The 16,218-nt window shown below is 39.8% G+C and carries 13 protein-coding genes; 4 read left to right on the top strand and 9 right to left on the bottom strand.

The features are described 5' to 3' along the window. Positions 1-79 precede the first annotated feature (79 nt). Positions 80-463 (bottom strand): hypothetical protein, encoded by a 384-nt coding sequence (locus RJD38_RS18830; protein ID WP_367971461.1) that lies wholly within the window; start codon positions 461-463, stop codon positions 80-82. A 117-nt stretch (positions 464-580) separates the two neighbouring features. Between RJD38_RS18830 and istA the strand changes: the two genes are divergently transcribed. Together istA and istB are read left to right on the top strand one after the other, a co-directional pair. Next, entirely contained in the window at positions 581-1,600 is a 1,020-nt protein-coding gene (gene istA, locus RJD38_RS18825) for an IS21 family transposase (protein ID WP_065432195.1), read from the top strand. After that, a complete protein-coding gene (gene istB / locus RJD38_RS18820) occupies positions 1,597-2,388 on the top strand; it encodes an IS21-like element helper ATPase IstB (RefSeq protein WP_065432194.1) in 792 nt (263 codons plus the stop codon). The genes istA and istB overlap by 4 nt, the downstream gene beginning before the upstream one ends. A 19-nt stretch (positions 2,389-2,407) precedes the next feature. Here istB and RJD38_RS18815 read toward each other — a convergent pair whose 3' ends face one another. Then, entirely contained in the window at positions 2,408-3,682 is a 1,275-nt protein-coding gene (locus tag RJD38_RS18815; protein ID WP_367971460.1) for a competence protein CoiA family protein, read from the bottom strand. A gap of 115 nt (positions 3,683-3,797) precedes the next feature. On the opposite strand from RJD38_RS18815, the gene RJD38_RS18810 reads away from it, so the two are divergent. Next, positions 3,798-4,658 carry a helix-turn-helix transcriptional regulator gene (locus tag RJD38_RS18810; protein ID WP_065546106.1) on the top strand — a complete coding sequence of 287 codons (861 nt, stop codon included), beginning with the start codon at positions 3,798-3,800 and terminating at the stop codon, positions 4,656-4,658. Positions 4,659-4,791: 133 nt separating this feature from the next. On the opposite strand, the gene RJD38_RS18805 is transcribed toward RJD38_RS18810, so the two are convergent. Both RJD38_RS18805 and RJD38_RS18800 read right to left on the bottom strand, forming a co-directional pair. Beyond that, entirely contained in the window at positions 4,792-6,432 is a 1,641-nt protein-coding gene (locus RJD38_RS18805) for a methyl-accepting chemotaxis protein (protein WP_065546105.1), read from the bottom strand. 126 nt (positions 6,433-6,558) lie between these two features. Further along, entirely contained in the window at positions 6,559-8,106 is a 1,548-nt protein-coding gene (locus RJD38_RS18800) for a methyl-accepting chemotaxis protein (protein ID WP_367971459.1), read from the bottom strand. 51 nt (positions 8,107-8,157) lie between these two features. On the opposite strand from RJD38_RS18800, the gene RJD38_RS18795 reads away from it, so the two are divergent. Then, entirely contained in the window at positions 8,158-9,366 is a 1,209-nt protein-coding gene (locus RJD38_RS18795) for an IS4 family transposase (protein ID WP_032073033.1), read from the top strand. Positions 9,367-9,597: 231 nt separating this feature from the next. On the opposite strand, the gene RJD38_RS18790 is transcribed toward RJD38_RS18795, so the two are convergent. The 5 genes from RJD38_RS18790 to RJD38_RS18770 all read right to left on the bottom strand — a co-directional run bounded on the left by RJD38_RS18790 (position 9,598) and on the right by RJD38_RS18770 (position 14,899). Beyond that, positions 9,598-9,867 (bottom strand): hypothetical protein, encoded by a 270-nt coding sequence (locus RJD38_RS18790; RefSeq protein WP_065546103.1) that lies wholly within the window; start codon positions 9,865-9,867, stop codon positions 9,598-9,600. 70 nt (positions 9,868-9,937) lie between these two features. Then, positions 9,938-10,885, bottom strand: a complete 948-nt coding sequence (locus RJD38_RS18785; RefSeq protein ID WP_065546102.1) for a chemotaxis protein CheV — start codon at positions 10,883-10,885, stop codon at positions 9,938-9,940. Between the two features lie 20 nt (positions 10,886-10,905). Continuing rightward, positions 10,906-12,768, bottom strand: coding sequence for a methyl-accepting chemotaxis protein (locus RJD38_RS18780; protein ID WP_175422517.1), 1,863 nt, complete (start codon positions 12,766-12,768; stop codon positions 10,906-10,908). Between the two features lie 537 nt (positions 12,769-13,305). Then, positions 13,306-13,716: a hypothetical protein gene (locus tag RJD38_RS18775; protein WP_065546100.1), complete on the bottom strand. Its 411-nt coding sequence runs from the start codon at positions 13,714-13,716 to the stop codon at positions 13,306-13,308. Further along, positions 13,691-14,899, bottom strand: coding sequence for a methyl-accepting chemotaxis protein (locus tag RJD38_RS18770; protein ID WP_139127308.1), 1,209 nt, complete (start codon positions 14,897-14,899; stop codon positions 13,691-13,693). Before RJD38_RS18770 ends, RJD38_RS18775 begins: the two co-directional genes overlap by 26 nt. Positions 14,900-16,218: the final 1,319 nt, after the last annotated feature.

Genomic DNA, 16,218 nt, shown 5'->3' with positions numbered 1-16,218 from the left:
ATTGCAGAGTATTTGAAAAAAACCTCACTAAAACGCGGTTACAGTGAACTGAATCGAATTAAGTATGCGAGTGTTTCATCTACACATTTGATTTTAACCGCTCATAGTCATCTAACTCTTCTTGAGCGTTTCTTGACAACATAATTAAACGAGTCTGAATTCTTGATACTAGCTTTGGAGGAAGGAGCGCTAACAGCTCTTTTTTCTGCAGCACATCAAAGCCATTCTTAAACGCAGCCACATACTCGTTAGCTAACTTAATTATCACATCTAATTGAACATATTTTTCTTCATATTCAGCTCGTAACGTATTGCACTGACGTTCAATAGCTTTAAATTCTTGCACCCGCTGATGGAGTGTTTGTCGATAATCTGTGCGTGCTAAACAAAACTCTTTAACCTCCTCAATATTGTTTCCGTACGTATCAATAAGATCATGCTCAACCAGCTTTTCCTCAACCATAGATGTTAATCGCGCAACTTTGTTACCGCCGATGTAAAAATGACCCACTAGCGCCGACTTAAAATTGACCCACCTGAGGCACAATGTTCGTTCGTTTAACGGATAAAACGGCGAGCTATGATAAATCAGGAGCAACTAGTGGAAATTCAAGTTTTATATCGTCAGGGATATAGTATTCGCCGTATTGCCAGAGAGCTAAATATCTCACGAAACACGGTAAGGCATTACCTACGGACTAAAGCGTCTGTTCCTAACTACTCAAAGCGAGAGCCAGTCTCGACCAAACTTTCGCCCTATGAAGCGTACCTATTCGGACGAATCGAAGCGGCAAAGCCACACTGGATACCTGCAACCGTGTTGTTGCGGGAGATAAAATCATTGGGTTATGAGGGCGGTGTTACGATGCTAAAAGAGCATATAAAACAATACAAACCAGCACCTAATTATGATCCTGTGGTTCGTTTCGAAACGGAACCTGGACAGCAGATGCAGGTCGACTTCACCACCATCTCACGCCACGGGAAACGCATAAAAGCGTTCGTAGCGACATTAGGTTATAGCCGCGCCACCTTTGTTAAGTTCTCTGAGCGAGAGCGTCAAGAAGACTGGATTCAGGGGCTTGAACAAGCATTTGAATTCTTCGCAGGCGTACCCAAAGAGGTACTATTCGATAACGCAAAAGCCATCATGATCGAACGCGATGCTTATGGTGATGGAGAACATCGCTGGAACCCGCAGTTACTTGCTACCGCAAAAAAATACGGCTTTAAGCCAAAAGCTTGTCGCCCCTATCGAGCGAAAACAAAAGGGAAAGTAGAACGCTTTAACTCCTACCTCAAAAGCAGTTTTATCACACCACTGGCGGCGACACTCAAACAGCACGGCCTCGATTTAACCGTTGATGTGGCTAACGGTCGTATTGGCGCATGGCTAGAAACCGTAGCGCACCAAAGAATACATGGAACAACGAATGCCAAGCCTCAGACCTTGCTTGAGGAAGAACGGTTCACACTACTGTCACTGCCGATAACTGAGTGTTCATTTAGCCCATTACCCGTTCGCCAGTCAGTTGTGCCGATAGAAAGCTTTCAACATCCTTTATCTACTTATGATGCGCTGTTGGAGGTGAGAGCATGAACATACAGATGACTCGCATCGAAGCGGCTTGTGAATCCTTAAAGCTCAACACGATAAGTAATGAATGGGCTGGAATAGCCAAAACAACGCTAAACAACGAGCAGAGCCTTGGAGACTTTTTAGAATCGCTACTGAATGTAGAGCTGGAAGCTAGGGCAGAAAAAACACGAACAGCACTGATGAAGTTCGCTGGCTTCCCAATGCAGAAAACCTTCGAAGAATACGATTTTACATTCGCAACTGGCGCACCGAAGAACCAACTTCGAGAGCTTACGGGGCTTGCCTTTATAGAACGAAAAGAAAACATTGTCTTGCTTGGGCCAAGTGGTGTTGGTAAGAGCCACTTAGCCGTGAGCCTTGGTCAAATGGCTGTGCAAAAAAGCATTAAAACTCGCTTCGTCACGGCGGCAGACTTAATGTTACAGCTAGCCACAGCAAAGAAACAGGGCAGACTGGAGAGCTACCTTAAAAGAAGTGTACTGGCACCGAGACTGTTAATCGTCGATGAAATCGGCTATCTCCCATTCGGTAGGGAGGAAGCAAACTTGTTCTTTAACGTCATAGCTAAGCGCTACGAACAAGGCAGTATTATCGTGACGAGTAATTTACCATTCTCACAATGGTCTAATGCATTCGCTGATGATACGACTCTAACGGCAGCCTTGCTTGACCGCTTATTACATCACTCTCATATCGTTCAGATCAGTGGCGAGAGTTATCGACTAAAAGGCAAAAAAGCAGCGGGTGTCCTACCAGCAATATTAGACACTGGAAATAAGAGATCTTAACTATGTGGGTGGGTCAGTTTTAGATCGGCGATAACGCCGTAAAGTGGGTCAGTTTTAAGTCGGCGTTGACAACTTCATCAAACAACGCATTTCTTTGTGCGATAAGTGGAGCAAGTTGAGCTTCTATTTGCTTAGCTTGCTGCTCTTGAATCAACTCTTTATTGACGACTAAAGAGTCCACTTCATCACGTAAAAATGACTTTTCATGCTCTAATGCTCGTAGTTCGTTAGCTAGCTTCTCATGTGCCTGTTTTCTTACTTCCATTGCATCTAATTCGATCTGGAATCTTCGTTGGAAATCATCAGCTAGCTCTTGTTCAAATCGTTCACGTCGGAGCTCCTTCTCTTGCTGCCACTCTTCATCCAATTTGCGTTTAAGAACTGCTAGTTCCACTTCATTCAACTCATCAAGTTCAGCAAGCCTTAAGTCGACCTTCTCATCCATCTCATTTTCAAGATTTTCTTTTCGCATTTTGACTTCATGAAGAAGAGTCTCATGCGCACCAATGGCTCTTTCAAGCTCCGCTAAAATCTCATCCTGAGCGCTTTCGCGAAACCTCATTTTCTCTAGACGATCGTCATACTTTTTTTGTTGATCTTCAATGCGTTCTTCAAGTACTTTTGTCGCTTTTTCTTGCTGACTCTCTTCTTTTTTTAATTGCTTTTGAGAACGCATTAATGCTTCAAACTGCTTTCTTACAGTTTCATGCTTGGTAGCCGTGTTGCTAGCAATTACATCAAGATAGTCATTACAAGGGTTAAGCGATTGCAGCCTAATCAAGCAATTATCTAACGAATCAAATTGATCTAATTGACCACAATCAGAAACATCAATCTCAATCACGTTCTTATCGTTAGATCGACAATCCCAAATTTTATCTGCATCACATTTATGTTTGTTGGCAATTTCAACCCAATACTGCTCACTCCCAACCTCAACAACTAAATCAGGTCTACGTCCATCCATGTAGACTTCAACCTGGACTCCTGAAATATTAAGCTCTGAACAAGCATCAGGCGCCACCCAACCAGTATCAAGAGGAAGCGGTATTTTTCCGACCTTGGCGAAATATTCTTTCGCTGTTAGATGTAGTTGCGTCTCATATGCCAATATGCAAGCTTCGTCAAAATAGTGAGAGAAATACCAAGCCCTTTTCTTTCCTTTGTTCGCAATTAGCTTTGCACCACAGCACGCACAAACGATGTTGTCTTGAAGACCACTTTCAACGGACTCTATTGATACTGACGCTTTTGTATCCTTATGTACTGCGCGCGTAATATGGATCTCGCTCATAGCTTTCTCCCCTTTAGTTCTTGACGAATCTTTGACCAAAAAATAATATGCCGTCATTAGCGACAGGTAAATACTGAATACATATACATGTCGAATAACTAGACAGGAGTCTAAAATGAGTAAGTGGCCAATTCGATGGGATCTGCTTTTTCGATACAGAATGATTGAGATTATTTCGTTATGGGAAGGAAGGCTGACCACCAACCACTTAATCCAAAGTTTTGGTATTGGCCGACAGCAGGCATCGAAGGATATCAACAGCTACTTGACAGAGATCGCGCCTGATAACCTCATCTACGATAAGTACCTAAAGGGCTATAAGCCTAGCGATCGCTTTATACCTCAGCTTACCCGCGGTCATGCAGATGAGTACTTACATGTTTTATCTCGTACTGAAGATATGACGGTTACATTTGATCAGCTTGATATGGGGTTTGAAAATACAGAAATGATTCGCCCTGTGACTCGCAATATTGCTCCAGAAATTTTGCGCCCTCTGGTGCAAGCAATCAGAGAGAAGAAACGTGTCGATATAAGCTACACATCACTCAAAGACGGTATTGAAGTTGAACGGATTATCTCTCCACATACCCTCGTTTGCACTCCACTACGTTGGCATGTTCGAGCTTACTGTGAACACTCTAGCGACTACCGAGACTTCGTGTTAAGCCGAATTCATGACATTCCGGAGGTAAACAACTGCACAATTTACGGTAGGGCTAGCGATACGCTTTGGAATACTGAAGTAAATATTGAACTTGTGCCCGACGCTCGCTTTAACGAAAAACAAAAATCGGTAATCGAAAAAGATTATGGCATGAGTGACGGCGTTCTTAGCATTACTACAAACGCGTCACTTATTCGATATGTTCTTGATACTTACAACATTGATATTCATCTCCAAAAATCTAACCCTCAATGTCAGCAGATTATGCTGGGGAATATGGATGAGTTGAGACCTTACCTGTTGTTTTAAATGTAATATAACGCCAGAACTACCATCAATCTAGGGCCTGACACATTGCTTTAGGGGGGGCGACTTTTCTCAAAAAAGCCACTATGAAATAGGTAACGATCTCTACTCTCTATTTGCCCCGACTCAAAGAATATCAAACATGGAAATAGGCAACTTCCTGCTTAAGATGATTGGAAAGATCATCCAATTTTTTCCCTGCCACTTCATTGTTAGCCATAAGATTAATCGACTCACGTGACATACTTGATATTTGATCCATCGCAACAACAACTTCATTTACGACAACAACTTGATTATTCGTTGCGGTAACAATGTCACGAACGCGACTTAACGTATCCTGGGCTTGTTGCTCAATATTAACTAAAAGGTTACTTGCATCTAACGTATTGACTTTACACTCTTCGACTTGAGGTTGAGTATTTTCCATCGCCGAAACACTAACTAATGTCTGAGCTTGTACTTCTTTTAACAGCGTTTCAATTTGAGTCGTCGCTGCGCCAGTTCGTTGTGCTAGGCTACGAACCTCATCAGCAACCACAGCGAAACCACGACCAGACTCACCAGCTCGCGCCGCTTCTATAGCAGCATTTAAGGCTAATAAATTAGTCTGTTCAGAGATCCCGCTAATCATATTAACAATGCCGCCAATATCTCTGGTTTTAGCTTCAAGCTGCTTTACTTGAACAACCGTACCATTTACTGCTTCTGACACCTTTTCCATTTGCCCTGCAACAGAAATAATCAACTCACGCCCTTGCACGGCATGCTCGGACGTGGCAACTGAATTTTGTTCCGATAGATCAACAATATGAGCGATATCTTCAATACTGGTGCGCATTATTTCGAGTTTAACTATCATTTCTTCAGTTAACATCGATTGCTGCTGCGCAGTTTCCAACACTTGACTAGACCCGTGCGACACTTCTTGTACTTGTTCTGCTAGCTGGTTTGATGCCCCTCGAATATTGCCAACAATATCGATAAGCTTAATAGACATAGCTGACAGCGAATCCAAGATACTGCCTGAATATTGACTATTATAACGTTGAGTTAAATCACCGTTCGCCATGATTTGAATAGCTTGCTGGGCATCATGAGGTTCTCCTCCCAACGAACTGCGAAAACTTCTCTCAATAGCAACGCCGACAATAACTGAAATCACAAGGGCGATGGTACTAAGCACTAACATAAGGTTTTGAAAACCACTAGCCATCGCTCGGGCTTCTGGAGTCTGTTGTTGATTCAGCTTTTCTTGATAATCGATAAATTGGTTAATGCTATTAAGCCAAGCAACAAAAGCCGGACGAGCTTGGTCCAATACGATGTCTGTCACCTCTTTCCCTTGTTTCTTCTGCGCAAGAATTATCTCAATCAAAGGTAACGTAGAAAGCTTAATGGCATCGATCTTGTCGATAATTTCACGCTCTTCACTTGAGAACATGACATTATCGTTCAACATATCCTGCATGAGCTTCTCAGATTGGGTGTAAAACTGTCCGAGCTTGCGGATCTCATTCTCTAGTATGTTCACCTCACTGGAGTTCCTTGCGATAGCAACATCACGAATCGCGATTGCTCTATCATGAACGCTGCCTCGATAGTTAATCGCATAGCGCTGCTTGAGTGAGTTTACATCCGTCACTTCCGCCAGAGTGGAATCAATAAAATTCACCTTTTGGATACCCAGAATCGTCAGCAGCATCATCAGTGAAACCAAAGTTCCAAAACCAATGGCTAACCGTGTTTTTACTTTTAATTTTGATAAATAGTTCATGCTCTCTTCCTACTAGCAAGCTATTGGGGCTGTGGCCGAAATTAATGATTAATGTTGCTAGACAAGCACGCGAAACACATCCAAGTCACTTATTTATTACTGATCAGCTTATGCCTGTTCAAACCATCATGATTGACGACTAAAAGACAAACCTAAACTTCCTAGCTCTTCTGCTTGTTTTTCTAAATCGCTTGCCAGTTTCGCCACCATCTCAGATTGTACTAGATTTGCATTTGACGCTTCATTCACTCGAAAGATATTCGATCTTATTTCTTGAGAAACTAAACTCTGCTCTTCCGCTGAGGTTGAAGTTTGAATCGCTACGCCAGAAATATCAGTCATAATATTTGTAAGCATCGCTATCTTGTTTTCTGTTTCAAGGGTATTTTCTACGCATTCATGACTCGATTTTTCACTTAACCTTAACGTTTCAGCTAAACGCTTGAGCGTGTCTTGAATACCATGCACCGAAGATTGTATTCTTTCCGTCGCCTGATGTGTTCGTAAACTTAAAGCTCGAACCTCGTCTGCGACCACAGCAAAGCCTCGACCTTGCTCTCCTGCTCGAGCAGCTTCAATTGCGGCGTTAAGGGCCAATAAGTTCGTCTGTTCTGCAACGCCTTGGATCTCTTGCATCACCGCACCAATCTTCTCGGCATCGGCAGCCAGTGTTGTCGCAACGTGAGACGATTCGGCGACATCCTCTGCAAGTTGCTCTACTTTACTTCGAGTCATTTCGATTGATGTAATTGCCGTTTGGCAATGACCTGCCGCTGAGTCAACACGCTCTGACGTAATGACACTATTTTGTGCAATGTCCGCAATGGTTGTCGCCATCTCTTCCATTGCAACTGAAATTGAAGACAATTCCTGCGTTTCTAAACCGATATTGTCCTGCGCATCAAGTGAGCAACGCTTTAGATCCATAACACTGCTTAGCAGAAGATTGCTATTATCGACCGTTCTTCCTAGTATTGTGCGTACCCGTCCTTGCTCAATCTTGTAATGAAACTCTTGAGCACTGGTGTTGTCATCACAAAAAACCACCCTTGATACACTATCGTAATCTTTTGCCATTCGCTTTTCGTGTTTAGGCTTAATAAGTAACTCGCGACGAAAGAGTACTGCAAGTAGTAGCGGATAAAACAACGTACTAATAGGGCTAATATATAGGGCAGCAAGATAAGTTAAAATAGCCGATAAAACAGCAACGAATAGTTTGAATTTATGGTATTGACCCACAGCAATTTTGACGTTTTTACTGCGGTTTATTTTCTGATAAAGTGCGATTGCTCGTTCTTTTTCTGCGTCACCTAAACGTACTCGAACTGACTGGTATCCTTCTAAACAACCATTTCTATAAATTGGACTGACAAACGCATCAACCCAGTAGAATCCACCAGACTTAGTTCTATTTTTTACCGCACCTCGCCATACCTCGCCTTGCTTTAAATGTGACCATAGATCATTAAACGCGGCTTTAGGCATGTCATCATGACGAACGATGTTATGAGGTTTCCCGACTAACTCGTCCAAAGTAAACCCTGCCACGTCGCAAAATGCTTGGTTTGCGTAAGTAATAATACCTTGTGTATTGGTTGTTGATACAAGTTCTACACTGAGGAATCCCCTAATGATTTTGATAAAAATCATAAATTTAAGGTAGATGCACATCTTGTCATGTGATCAAATGGTTCTGAGAAAAATCAATAACCAGACAACAAGATGTGCGAACTCGATATTTTACACGACTCTCTTTACCAATTCTGCCCTGAATTGCACTTAAAACGACTCAACAGTTTAACGCTGGCTTGCCACGCATTACTTGAATGTAAAACGCTCACTCTTACCGAACTTGGTCGTAACCTGCCAACGAAAGCCAGAACAAAACATAACATCAAACGAATCGACAGATTGTTAGGTAATCGTCACTTGCACAAAGAGCGACTCGCTGTATACCGTTGGCATGCCAGCTTTATCTGTTCAGGTAATTCGATGCCCATTGTTCTTGTTGACTGGTCTGATATTCGTGAGCAAAAACGGCTTATGGTATTGCGGGCTTCGGTGGCACTACATGGTCGTTCTATTACTCTTTATGAGAAAGCCTTTCCGCTTTCAGAGCAATGTTCAAAGAAGGCTCATGACCAATTTCTAGCCGACCTTGCAAGCATTCTACCGAGTAACACTACACCGCTCATTGTCAGTGATGCTGGCTTTAAAGTGCCATGGTATAAATCCGTTGAAAAGCTAGGTTGGTACTGGTTAAGTCGAGTCAGAGGGAAAGTGCAATATGCAGATTTAGGTGCGGAAAACTGGCAACCTATCAGCAACTTACATAGCATATCCTCAAGTCGCTCAAAGACTTTAGGCTATAAGAGGTTGACTAAGAGCAACCCAATTTCATGTCAAATTGCACTGTATAAATCACGTCCTAAAGGCCGAAAAAATCAGCGTTCGACACGGACTAATTGTCATCATCCGTCACCTAAAATCTACTCCGCTTCGACAAAAGAACCATGGGTTTTAGCGACTAACTTGCCCGTTGAAATCCGAACACCAAAGCAACTTGTTAGGCTCTACTCGAAGCGTATGCAAATTGAAGAAACCTTCCGAGACTTGAAAAGCCCAGCCTACGGTTTAGGCCTCCGTCATAGCCGAACTAGCAGCTCAGAGCGCTTTGATATCATGCTGCTAATCGCCCTAATGCTTCAACTGACATTTTGGCTTGCTGGAGTTCATGGTCAGAAACAAGGTTGGGATAAGCACTTCCAAGCTAACACTGTCAAAAATCGAAATGTACTCTCAACAGTGCGCTTAGGGATGGAAGTTTTGCGGCATTCTGGCTACACAATAACGAGGGAAGACTTGCTCGCGGCTGCAACCCTGCTTGCTCAAAATCTATTCAAACATGGTTGTGCTTTGGGGAAATTATGAGGGGATCCCTCAGAGTTCTACACCACTAGGAACGAATAACTCACCAGAATTCATATTAATATTATTCAATTTAGATCCACACTAATAATGACTAGCACATTCATGCTAGTGCTAAAAAACAGTTTCATATCTAAGCATGCAAGTACGATAAATATTACACAAGTACTAGATACAAATTACATATCACATTAATAAGATGAAAAAACTGACAATTACAAACATCAAAAACATTTAACTTCGACTTAAATACAAATCTAATAAAGTGAGATACTGCCTTTTTAAATTCTCAAACTTTTCTCTTTCATCATCGACCGTGGTTTCACCTATACTAAATGACAGTACGATTACTTTCTGCTCTTCTAAAAAAGATTGCATTACTTCGATATCATTAATTTTCTGCAAATTAACTCTCATTTCATCAAGTTTTTCCTGCATAAAATAATTCAAATAGGCTACGGCAATGTCATTTATCTTATATTTATTAATCGTATTCGTAGTCAATCTAAGCTCCTTTTTCAAATACCACACGGAACGAGCTGTTCTTGTGTATTTTTAACGATATCATTCATGTTCATACCCGATTATTTACAGTATTAAGTACGCATTGATCAAGTAAAGGGACGAGCCTATCAATCTCTGGTTTAGTAATTGCGTCTAATGCACCGACGTCAAGAGCCTTAACTCGATTTTCATTCGTCATTGTCGAGGAAAAAATAATGACTGGGGTTTGATTCTCACTTTCATAAATTAACTTGCAAAGATGTAACCCATCCATTCTAGGCATTTCGACATCGGATACTACCGCAGTAATAGTAGCCGAATTTTGCTGGTAGATTTCCCATGCGACATATCCGTCAGAAGCTGTTATAACGTCATATCCCGCCTGGCTCGCTACGGTCACTAATTGATCTCGAATGAATTTCGAATCATCAACAATGAGTACACTATGTTGACTGCGCTGCTTGATCTTATTCACTGACATATCAATATTTGAGTCTAGCCCTAGGTCATAGCTACTCATATCAACACGATTATTGATGTCAGCTATTATTTGCTCAAAATCGAGAACGAAAACGAGCTTATCGTCAAGATTAACCGTCGCAATAATGCAATCATTATCATCGGAAATTGAGATATTTTCAGGTGAGTGCAAATCAGACCAAGATACTCGATGGATACGATTTATTGCGTCTATCAAAAAGCCATTTGTCACACCGTTAAAATCGGTCACGATAACGAATTTTTTATCTGGATGGATAACACTTTCCATACCCAGCCATTTAGAGAGATGAATGAGAGGGGCCACCTTACCTCTAGAGTTAAAAACACCCAGAACATATTCTCCACCCTTTGGGTAGTCTGTAATTTTCGGGAATTGAATGACTTCACGAACTTTAGCAACATTGATACCGTAATGGTTTGCTTTTGTCGTGCCATCAGAAAACTGCGTAATGAGCTGAAATTCTGCAATTTCCAACTCGTTTGTCCCGCTTTCAAGCAAAATATTGTGGTTTGACATATTATGATGACCCGTGATCTTTACTTAAAAAATGAAATATTTTTTTCTAGAACATGTGTAAGCGAAGTCATCACCTTGTTCTTGTCCGCGATAATTTTTGAACTGGCTAAGTTATCGCGTGCATGATCATTAACTTCATTGATTTGTTTAGAAATATCTTGAGTTACAAGCGATTGCTGCTCTGACGCAGTTGCAACCATTAGGTTCACTTCTGCAATTGAGTCTATTTGATTGTAAACTTGCTCAAAAATCGCATTGAGTTGGCTTACGATCTCTTGTGATTCACCGACGAAGGTAGCGTTATTTTGCATGTAACTACATGCTTGCTTAGATTGGTCTTGTAATTTGTTAATGATGTCTTGGATCGTCACGGTGGATTGACGTGTTTTTTCCGCTAGTGAGCGCACTTCATCAGCGACCACGGCGAAGCCTCTGCCTTGCTCTCCTACTCGCGCAGCTTCGATTGCAGCGTTTAATGCAAGTAAGTTAGTTTGCTCTGAGATTGAATTAATAACGTCGACCACATTGCTGACTACTTCTGAGTATTCCCGGAGTTTCTCGACGATCTCTACCGATTCTTGCATCGATTTAGTTACGTTCAGAGAAATTTGTTTTGAACGCTCAATAATCTCCGTGCTCTGTTGAACTAATACCATGGTAGATGTGGTTGTCGAACCAGCCGTACTAGCGTGAGTGGCAACATCGGACGCTGTCATTGATAACTCAGTTATTGCGGTCGCAATCTGCTCGATATTATTAAAGTCATATTCGATTTTTTTTGTATTCGTTTCGATCAACTCTTCAATGTTTGATTGATTTGAATTCAATTGATTAATCGAATCAACTGAAGTCGTGCAGAAACCATCGATACTTTCCTTTAAACAACTTAATGAATCGGCGATCACATCAAGTTCATTTTTTGAGCGTGGGATATCGATATTCTTAAAGTCCCCTAGAGCCATCCCTTGAATAACAGACACTATTTTTGGCAGCACTTTCAATTCAGCACGTACAATCAGTGCTGCAATAACAATAAAAAGGAGGCCCGTAACGAGGAGTATTCCGATGAAAAACGACAATGTCTTCTGGCTGAATTCTTGCATTAGCTTTTGATTTGTCAACGCTAAAATTGAAATTCCGAAACCATAATCAAACCGAGAAACCGTGTAGATATTATTTGAAAGTTCAATTGAAACCGGCAATTCGGTGATGCTTGAAAATGCTGAATTAATACTTGATATTTCCTTACCCATCCAGTTCAAGCCGTCATAATTTGACGCGATAACGATATTTTTATCATTTAATAAAGCATATTGAATACCAGACTGAGGAACCAGTTGTGTAAAGTCAATCGAACCACCAAACACACCAACCATTTCACCATTCTGATCAAGGATCGGTGCGGAGACCGAAACTACATTTTTACCAATAATGGCGGAATAGAATGGGGCGGTAATATGAGCGAGTTGCTTATCTAACGCGATAGCGGTGAAGTATTCACGTTTATCTTCTAGCGCATTGAGATCAGGGATAAATCCATTTGCACTTGTAGAAAAGACAGTACCTTGCATATCCACAACAAAAGCAGTCAGAAATTTATCATTAAGTTCCGTTAAGCTTTGCAAACTTACAATGAGCTCGTCGGTGTTTGATTGAGAAAAATCACCGCTAAAGTCTATCAACCTCGCTAGTTGTTTCGTATTTCGTGTGATAGCACTATAAGCATAAGCGAGATTGTCGCTAAATTCTTCAGTCGCTTTGTTGTTTTGCTCAGTAGATATTTCTTGCTGCCACTGCTTCATCACCAACATCGATGTAGCCATACTTACAGAGAGAACAACCAACAGCGACATCGTTAAGAGCATTATTATTTTTCTTATCATAAATATTCCGAAATAAAGAAGAAACGTCAGATAATAGTAGTGCATGCATTATATTCACACACACGCTCACACATACACCCGAATAAAAACCCATTAAACCTAGACTTGGCAATTAATAACAATTAAGTGTAAAGCCATCATTAACGCCAACGAATTTTTATGTTCAATTATAATTTTAAATTCAAAGTTAATGGCAAACTTTTATTCACAAACAAATAGTAGAAATTACAATTGATGGGTAGTTCTTACAGCAAGTTCGTCACAAACATCTGCGACATTACAAATTACTTTAAACCAGGACTTATAAGTCCATACCCACTAAGATAGCAATTAGCGTTCATTATTGTTTTATTCCAAATTAACATCCACTTGAGCATGTAAATTGTGGTAGCATTATTTATCAGAATTTTATCATTTATAATAACCCTATAAAAACCATCCTAGCGCCCATAAGATTGAGCTTCCGCTTAATACCAAATCTGAACTAATCTTTGAACATTTTGATCAAGACAAGCTTAGTGAATAGTCACTTTAATATCAGCATATAAATAACTGCAACATCGTTTTATATTGGTTAATCTTATCTATATACTGGTTAATTAAAGTTTCACTTACATCAGTAAATGTCCTAGGGAGTGCATCGATAATTTCAATATTACTTTTTAGCATTTCTTGTATTTCTGAAAGTTCACTTGTTTTATTTAAAGTATATCGAGTAAATTCCATTTCTCTCTCTAGAACAAACAACAATGAAAATAACTCCGATTCTATATCTGAAGTAGGTTTCACGATGCGATTGGTAATCAAACCATGTGCGATATCAATACAGGATTCACAAAGGCATTTACTATTAAAAACATATATGTAACTATTATTCTTCTCACATAAAAAACACAATCTCTGGTTATATTTAACCTCTAACTCAGACTGTAAATACGCTGGTTTCACGTTTAAGCTCCTCAGATAAAATTGTAATATTTTCATTGACCTGAGCAGTTTGACGCGCATTATTTATGTTTTCTAAAGCAATAGTATTAATTTTCTCTAAGCGTTGAGAAATATCATTAGCTACAGATGATTGCTCTTCAGCGGCAGCGGCACCCATGAGTGTTATATCTGCGACATTTTGTACTTTATCCACTATAACGTGAAAAGCTTCTTCTAACTCAACTCCAATTGTTTGACATTCTTTCATAAGGGTCATGTTTGTATTGGTAAATTGATGTGCAGAGTGAGAAAGAGTCTGAAGTGTACCTATAGTGTTTTGTATATCAATAGTTGATGATTGAGTTTTCGCCGCAAGAGATCTAACTTCATCAGCAACGACTGCAAATCCTCTCCCTTGTTCACCAGCACGAGCCGCTTCAATCGCTGCGTTTAATGCTAACAAGTTCGTTTGATCTGAAATGCTACTAATTACTTCAATGACCGAGCTTATACGTTCTGATTGTGTGTTAAGTTCATTCATTATTTCAGATGTCTGAGTCATCGATAAGCTCATTTCTTGGATAATAGCGCCTGAACGCTGTAAGGTTTCAGAACTAAGTTCTATCACCTCGATAGTTGTATTAGTTATCTCCCCTGCATCAGCGGCACTACGTGCAATTTCTCCAGCCGTAGCCGCCAGCTCTGTAGCCGCTGTGGCAACTTGCTCAATTTCAGCAAACTCTCGTTTGATGTTGGCCTGACTTGCCGTAATAATTTCAGAAATTTGCAGTTGGTTAACTGATAATTGGCTTATCCGCTCATTGGTTAATGTTGTAATTAAAGTGTGTATTGGTATTCGAAAGGCGCGCAGCTTCTTAGCTAATATACCAAATTCATCATTTGTATCAGGGTAACGAGAAAGGTATTCACAAACTGGTCCTTCTCGCAAGTCAAACAAACAAAGTTGGTCCATATGCGCGCTGAATATTTTTAGCATCAGCACAATTCTAAAATAAGCCAGAATGGCGAATACAACAATACAAAAAGAAAGAAACAACAGTATGAATGATAATATTTTTTTAGACTCCACGCTGCTGATAAACGACGATTGAGATAACATCACGCCTATTACCATTGAAAACATGGAAAATATAATTACAATCTGTAAGTTTACTTTTATTGGTAAAAGTCTGAATAGCTTCACGATATACCTTATTTATTGCATAAATTATTTAACGCAGAGAATAACCCAAACAAAAATAACCGCACTTTTCAGTTTCATGTAGCCTGGGGTTATCTAAATCTTAGCTACTTTTGTAATTGCAATTATTTTCACATAATTGAACGCTTCATTCTCTTTATAAACCACTATCAATAGAACCCCATTAACTAGTTCAACTTGGCATCCTTATCATTTATTTTATGTTCATGAATCGTGTTCACATTAAATCTAAGCTCCGTTTTTAAATTGCGTGCAGTTTTTACTCGTAAATGTAATGGACAGAGGTTCCTGCACTAATTCAGAACTTTCCATGGGATATAATTCCGCCAAATAATCCTGACATTCCATAGCTTTGACACACAGCAAGCAATGAATATTAACCCCTCCAAAGCACTCACTCTGTTTCTGATGTATGTTCATCGCAACCAATACCTATGACTTTCATTTTATTTCGTTTGATTTTTTTCACGCGTCTCTATTTTATAAAGACAACATCGAAAGTTTTAACCATATATCATCCACATAAGCAGAAATACATATGATAATGATATTTTTGGCACTTCATCTGATGCAATAATGCAAACAGCATGCGATGTCACTGCTCCATAACTCCTTAATAGTCTTGTAAGGTCGATCCCGTTATGAGCACTATCACGATGGTAATCACTAAATCACTAAATCACTAAATCACTAAATCACTAAATCACTAAATCACTAAATCACTAAATCACTAAATCACTAAATCACTAAATCACTAAATCACTAAATCATACTATTGATACATTAATTTAGAGATATTCTCATATTAAACGCCTGAGAGTTTAGAAAACGCCCCTATACAGTAAACTCCTTTTTTGCATTTCCCTTTATGTGTTGCAGCAAGAGCTCCTACACCTTTATTGCTTATAAACATACGCATTCATAACTATTAGTATTTTTAGTGAGATTCATCGCAAACATCTAGAGCCACAAATAAAAATTCAACAAATTTACATTATTTATGATTTAAATCAGTGTATTGCTTTAAAAATACAGAATCCAACCAGATTAATTGACATCACGAACAACAAAATCGATCGATCATTTTTTTTTATCATCACGATCACATCAATAAATTGAAATGATCGACAAGATCGATAATTTCTATCTATGAATTTGTTTTAATTCACTGCGTTACAATCACAAGCATTTAATAATATTAACTTTGCACAAAGAAAGAGTGAAATTCGGCATGATAAAACAGCCATGGTCATACAAGAGCGATATGTGATACATGTCGAATTTTTTAACTTAGTGATTTT

Origin of the sequence: Vibrio scophthalmi, assembly GCF_040869025.1 — a bacterium.
GTDB classification, from domain to species: domain Bacteria; phylum Pseudomonadota; class Gammaproteobacteria; order Enterobacterales; family Vibrionaceae; genus Vibrio; species Vibrio scophthalmi.
The sequence above is the reverse complement of the archived record's forward strand: the minus strand, read 5'-3'. Positions and strand labels throughout refer to the sequence as shown.

Coding starts and splice junctions, on each gene's coding strand:
- RJD38_RS18815 (WP_367971460.1), bottom strand. CDS start 3,682: ATGAGCGAGATCCATATTACGCGCGCAGTACATAAGGATACAAAAGCG.
- RJD38_RS18795 (WP_032073033.1), top strand. CDS start 8,158: ATGTGCGAACTCGATATTTTACACGACTCTCTTTACCAATTCTGCCCT.
- RJD38_RS18785 (WP_065546102.1), bottom strand. CDS start 10,885: ATGTCAAACCACAATATTTTGCTTGAAAGCGGGACAAACGAGTTGGAA.
- RJD38_RS18805 (WP_065546105.1), bottom strand. CDS start 6,432: ATGAACTATTTATCAAAATTAAAAGTAAAAACACGGTTAGCCATTGGT.
- istB (WP_065432194.1), top strand. CDS start 1,597: ATGAACATACAGATGACTCGCATCGAAGCGGCTTGTGAATCCTTAAAG.
- RJD38_RS18800 (WP_367971459.1), bottom strand. CDS start 8,106: ATGTGCATCTACCTTAAATTTATGATTTTTATCAAAATCATTAGGGGA.
- RJD38_RS18810 (WP_065546106.1), top strand. CDS start 3,798: ATGAGTAAGTGGCCAATTCGATGGGATCTGCTTTTTCGATACAGAATG.
- istA (WP_065432195.1), top strand. CDS start 581: ATGATAAATCAGGAGCAACTAGTGGAAATTCAAGTTTTATATCGTCAG.
- RJD38_RS18830 (WP_367971461.1), bottom strand. CDS start 463: ATGGTTGAGGAAAAGCTGGTTGAGCATGATCTTATTGATACGTACGGA.
- RJD38_RS18780 (WP_175422517.1), bottom strand. CDS start 12,768: ATGATAAGAAAAATAATAATGCTCTTAACGATGTCGCTGTTGGTTGTT.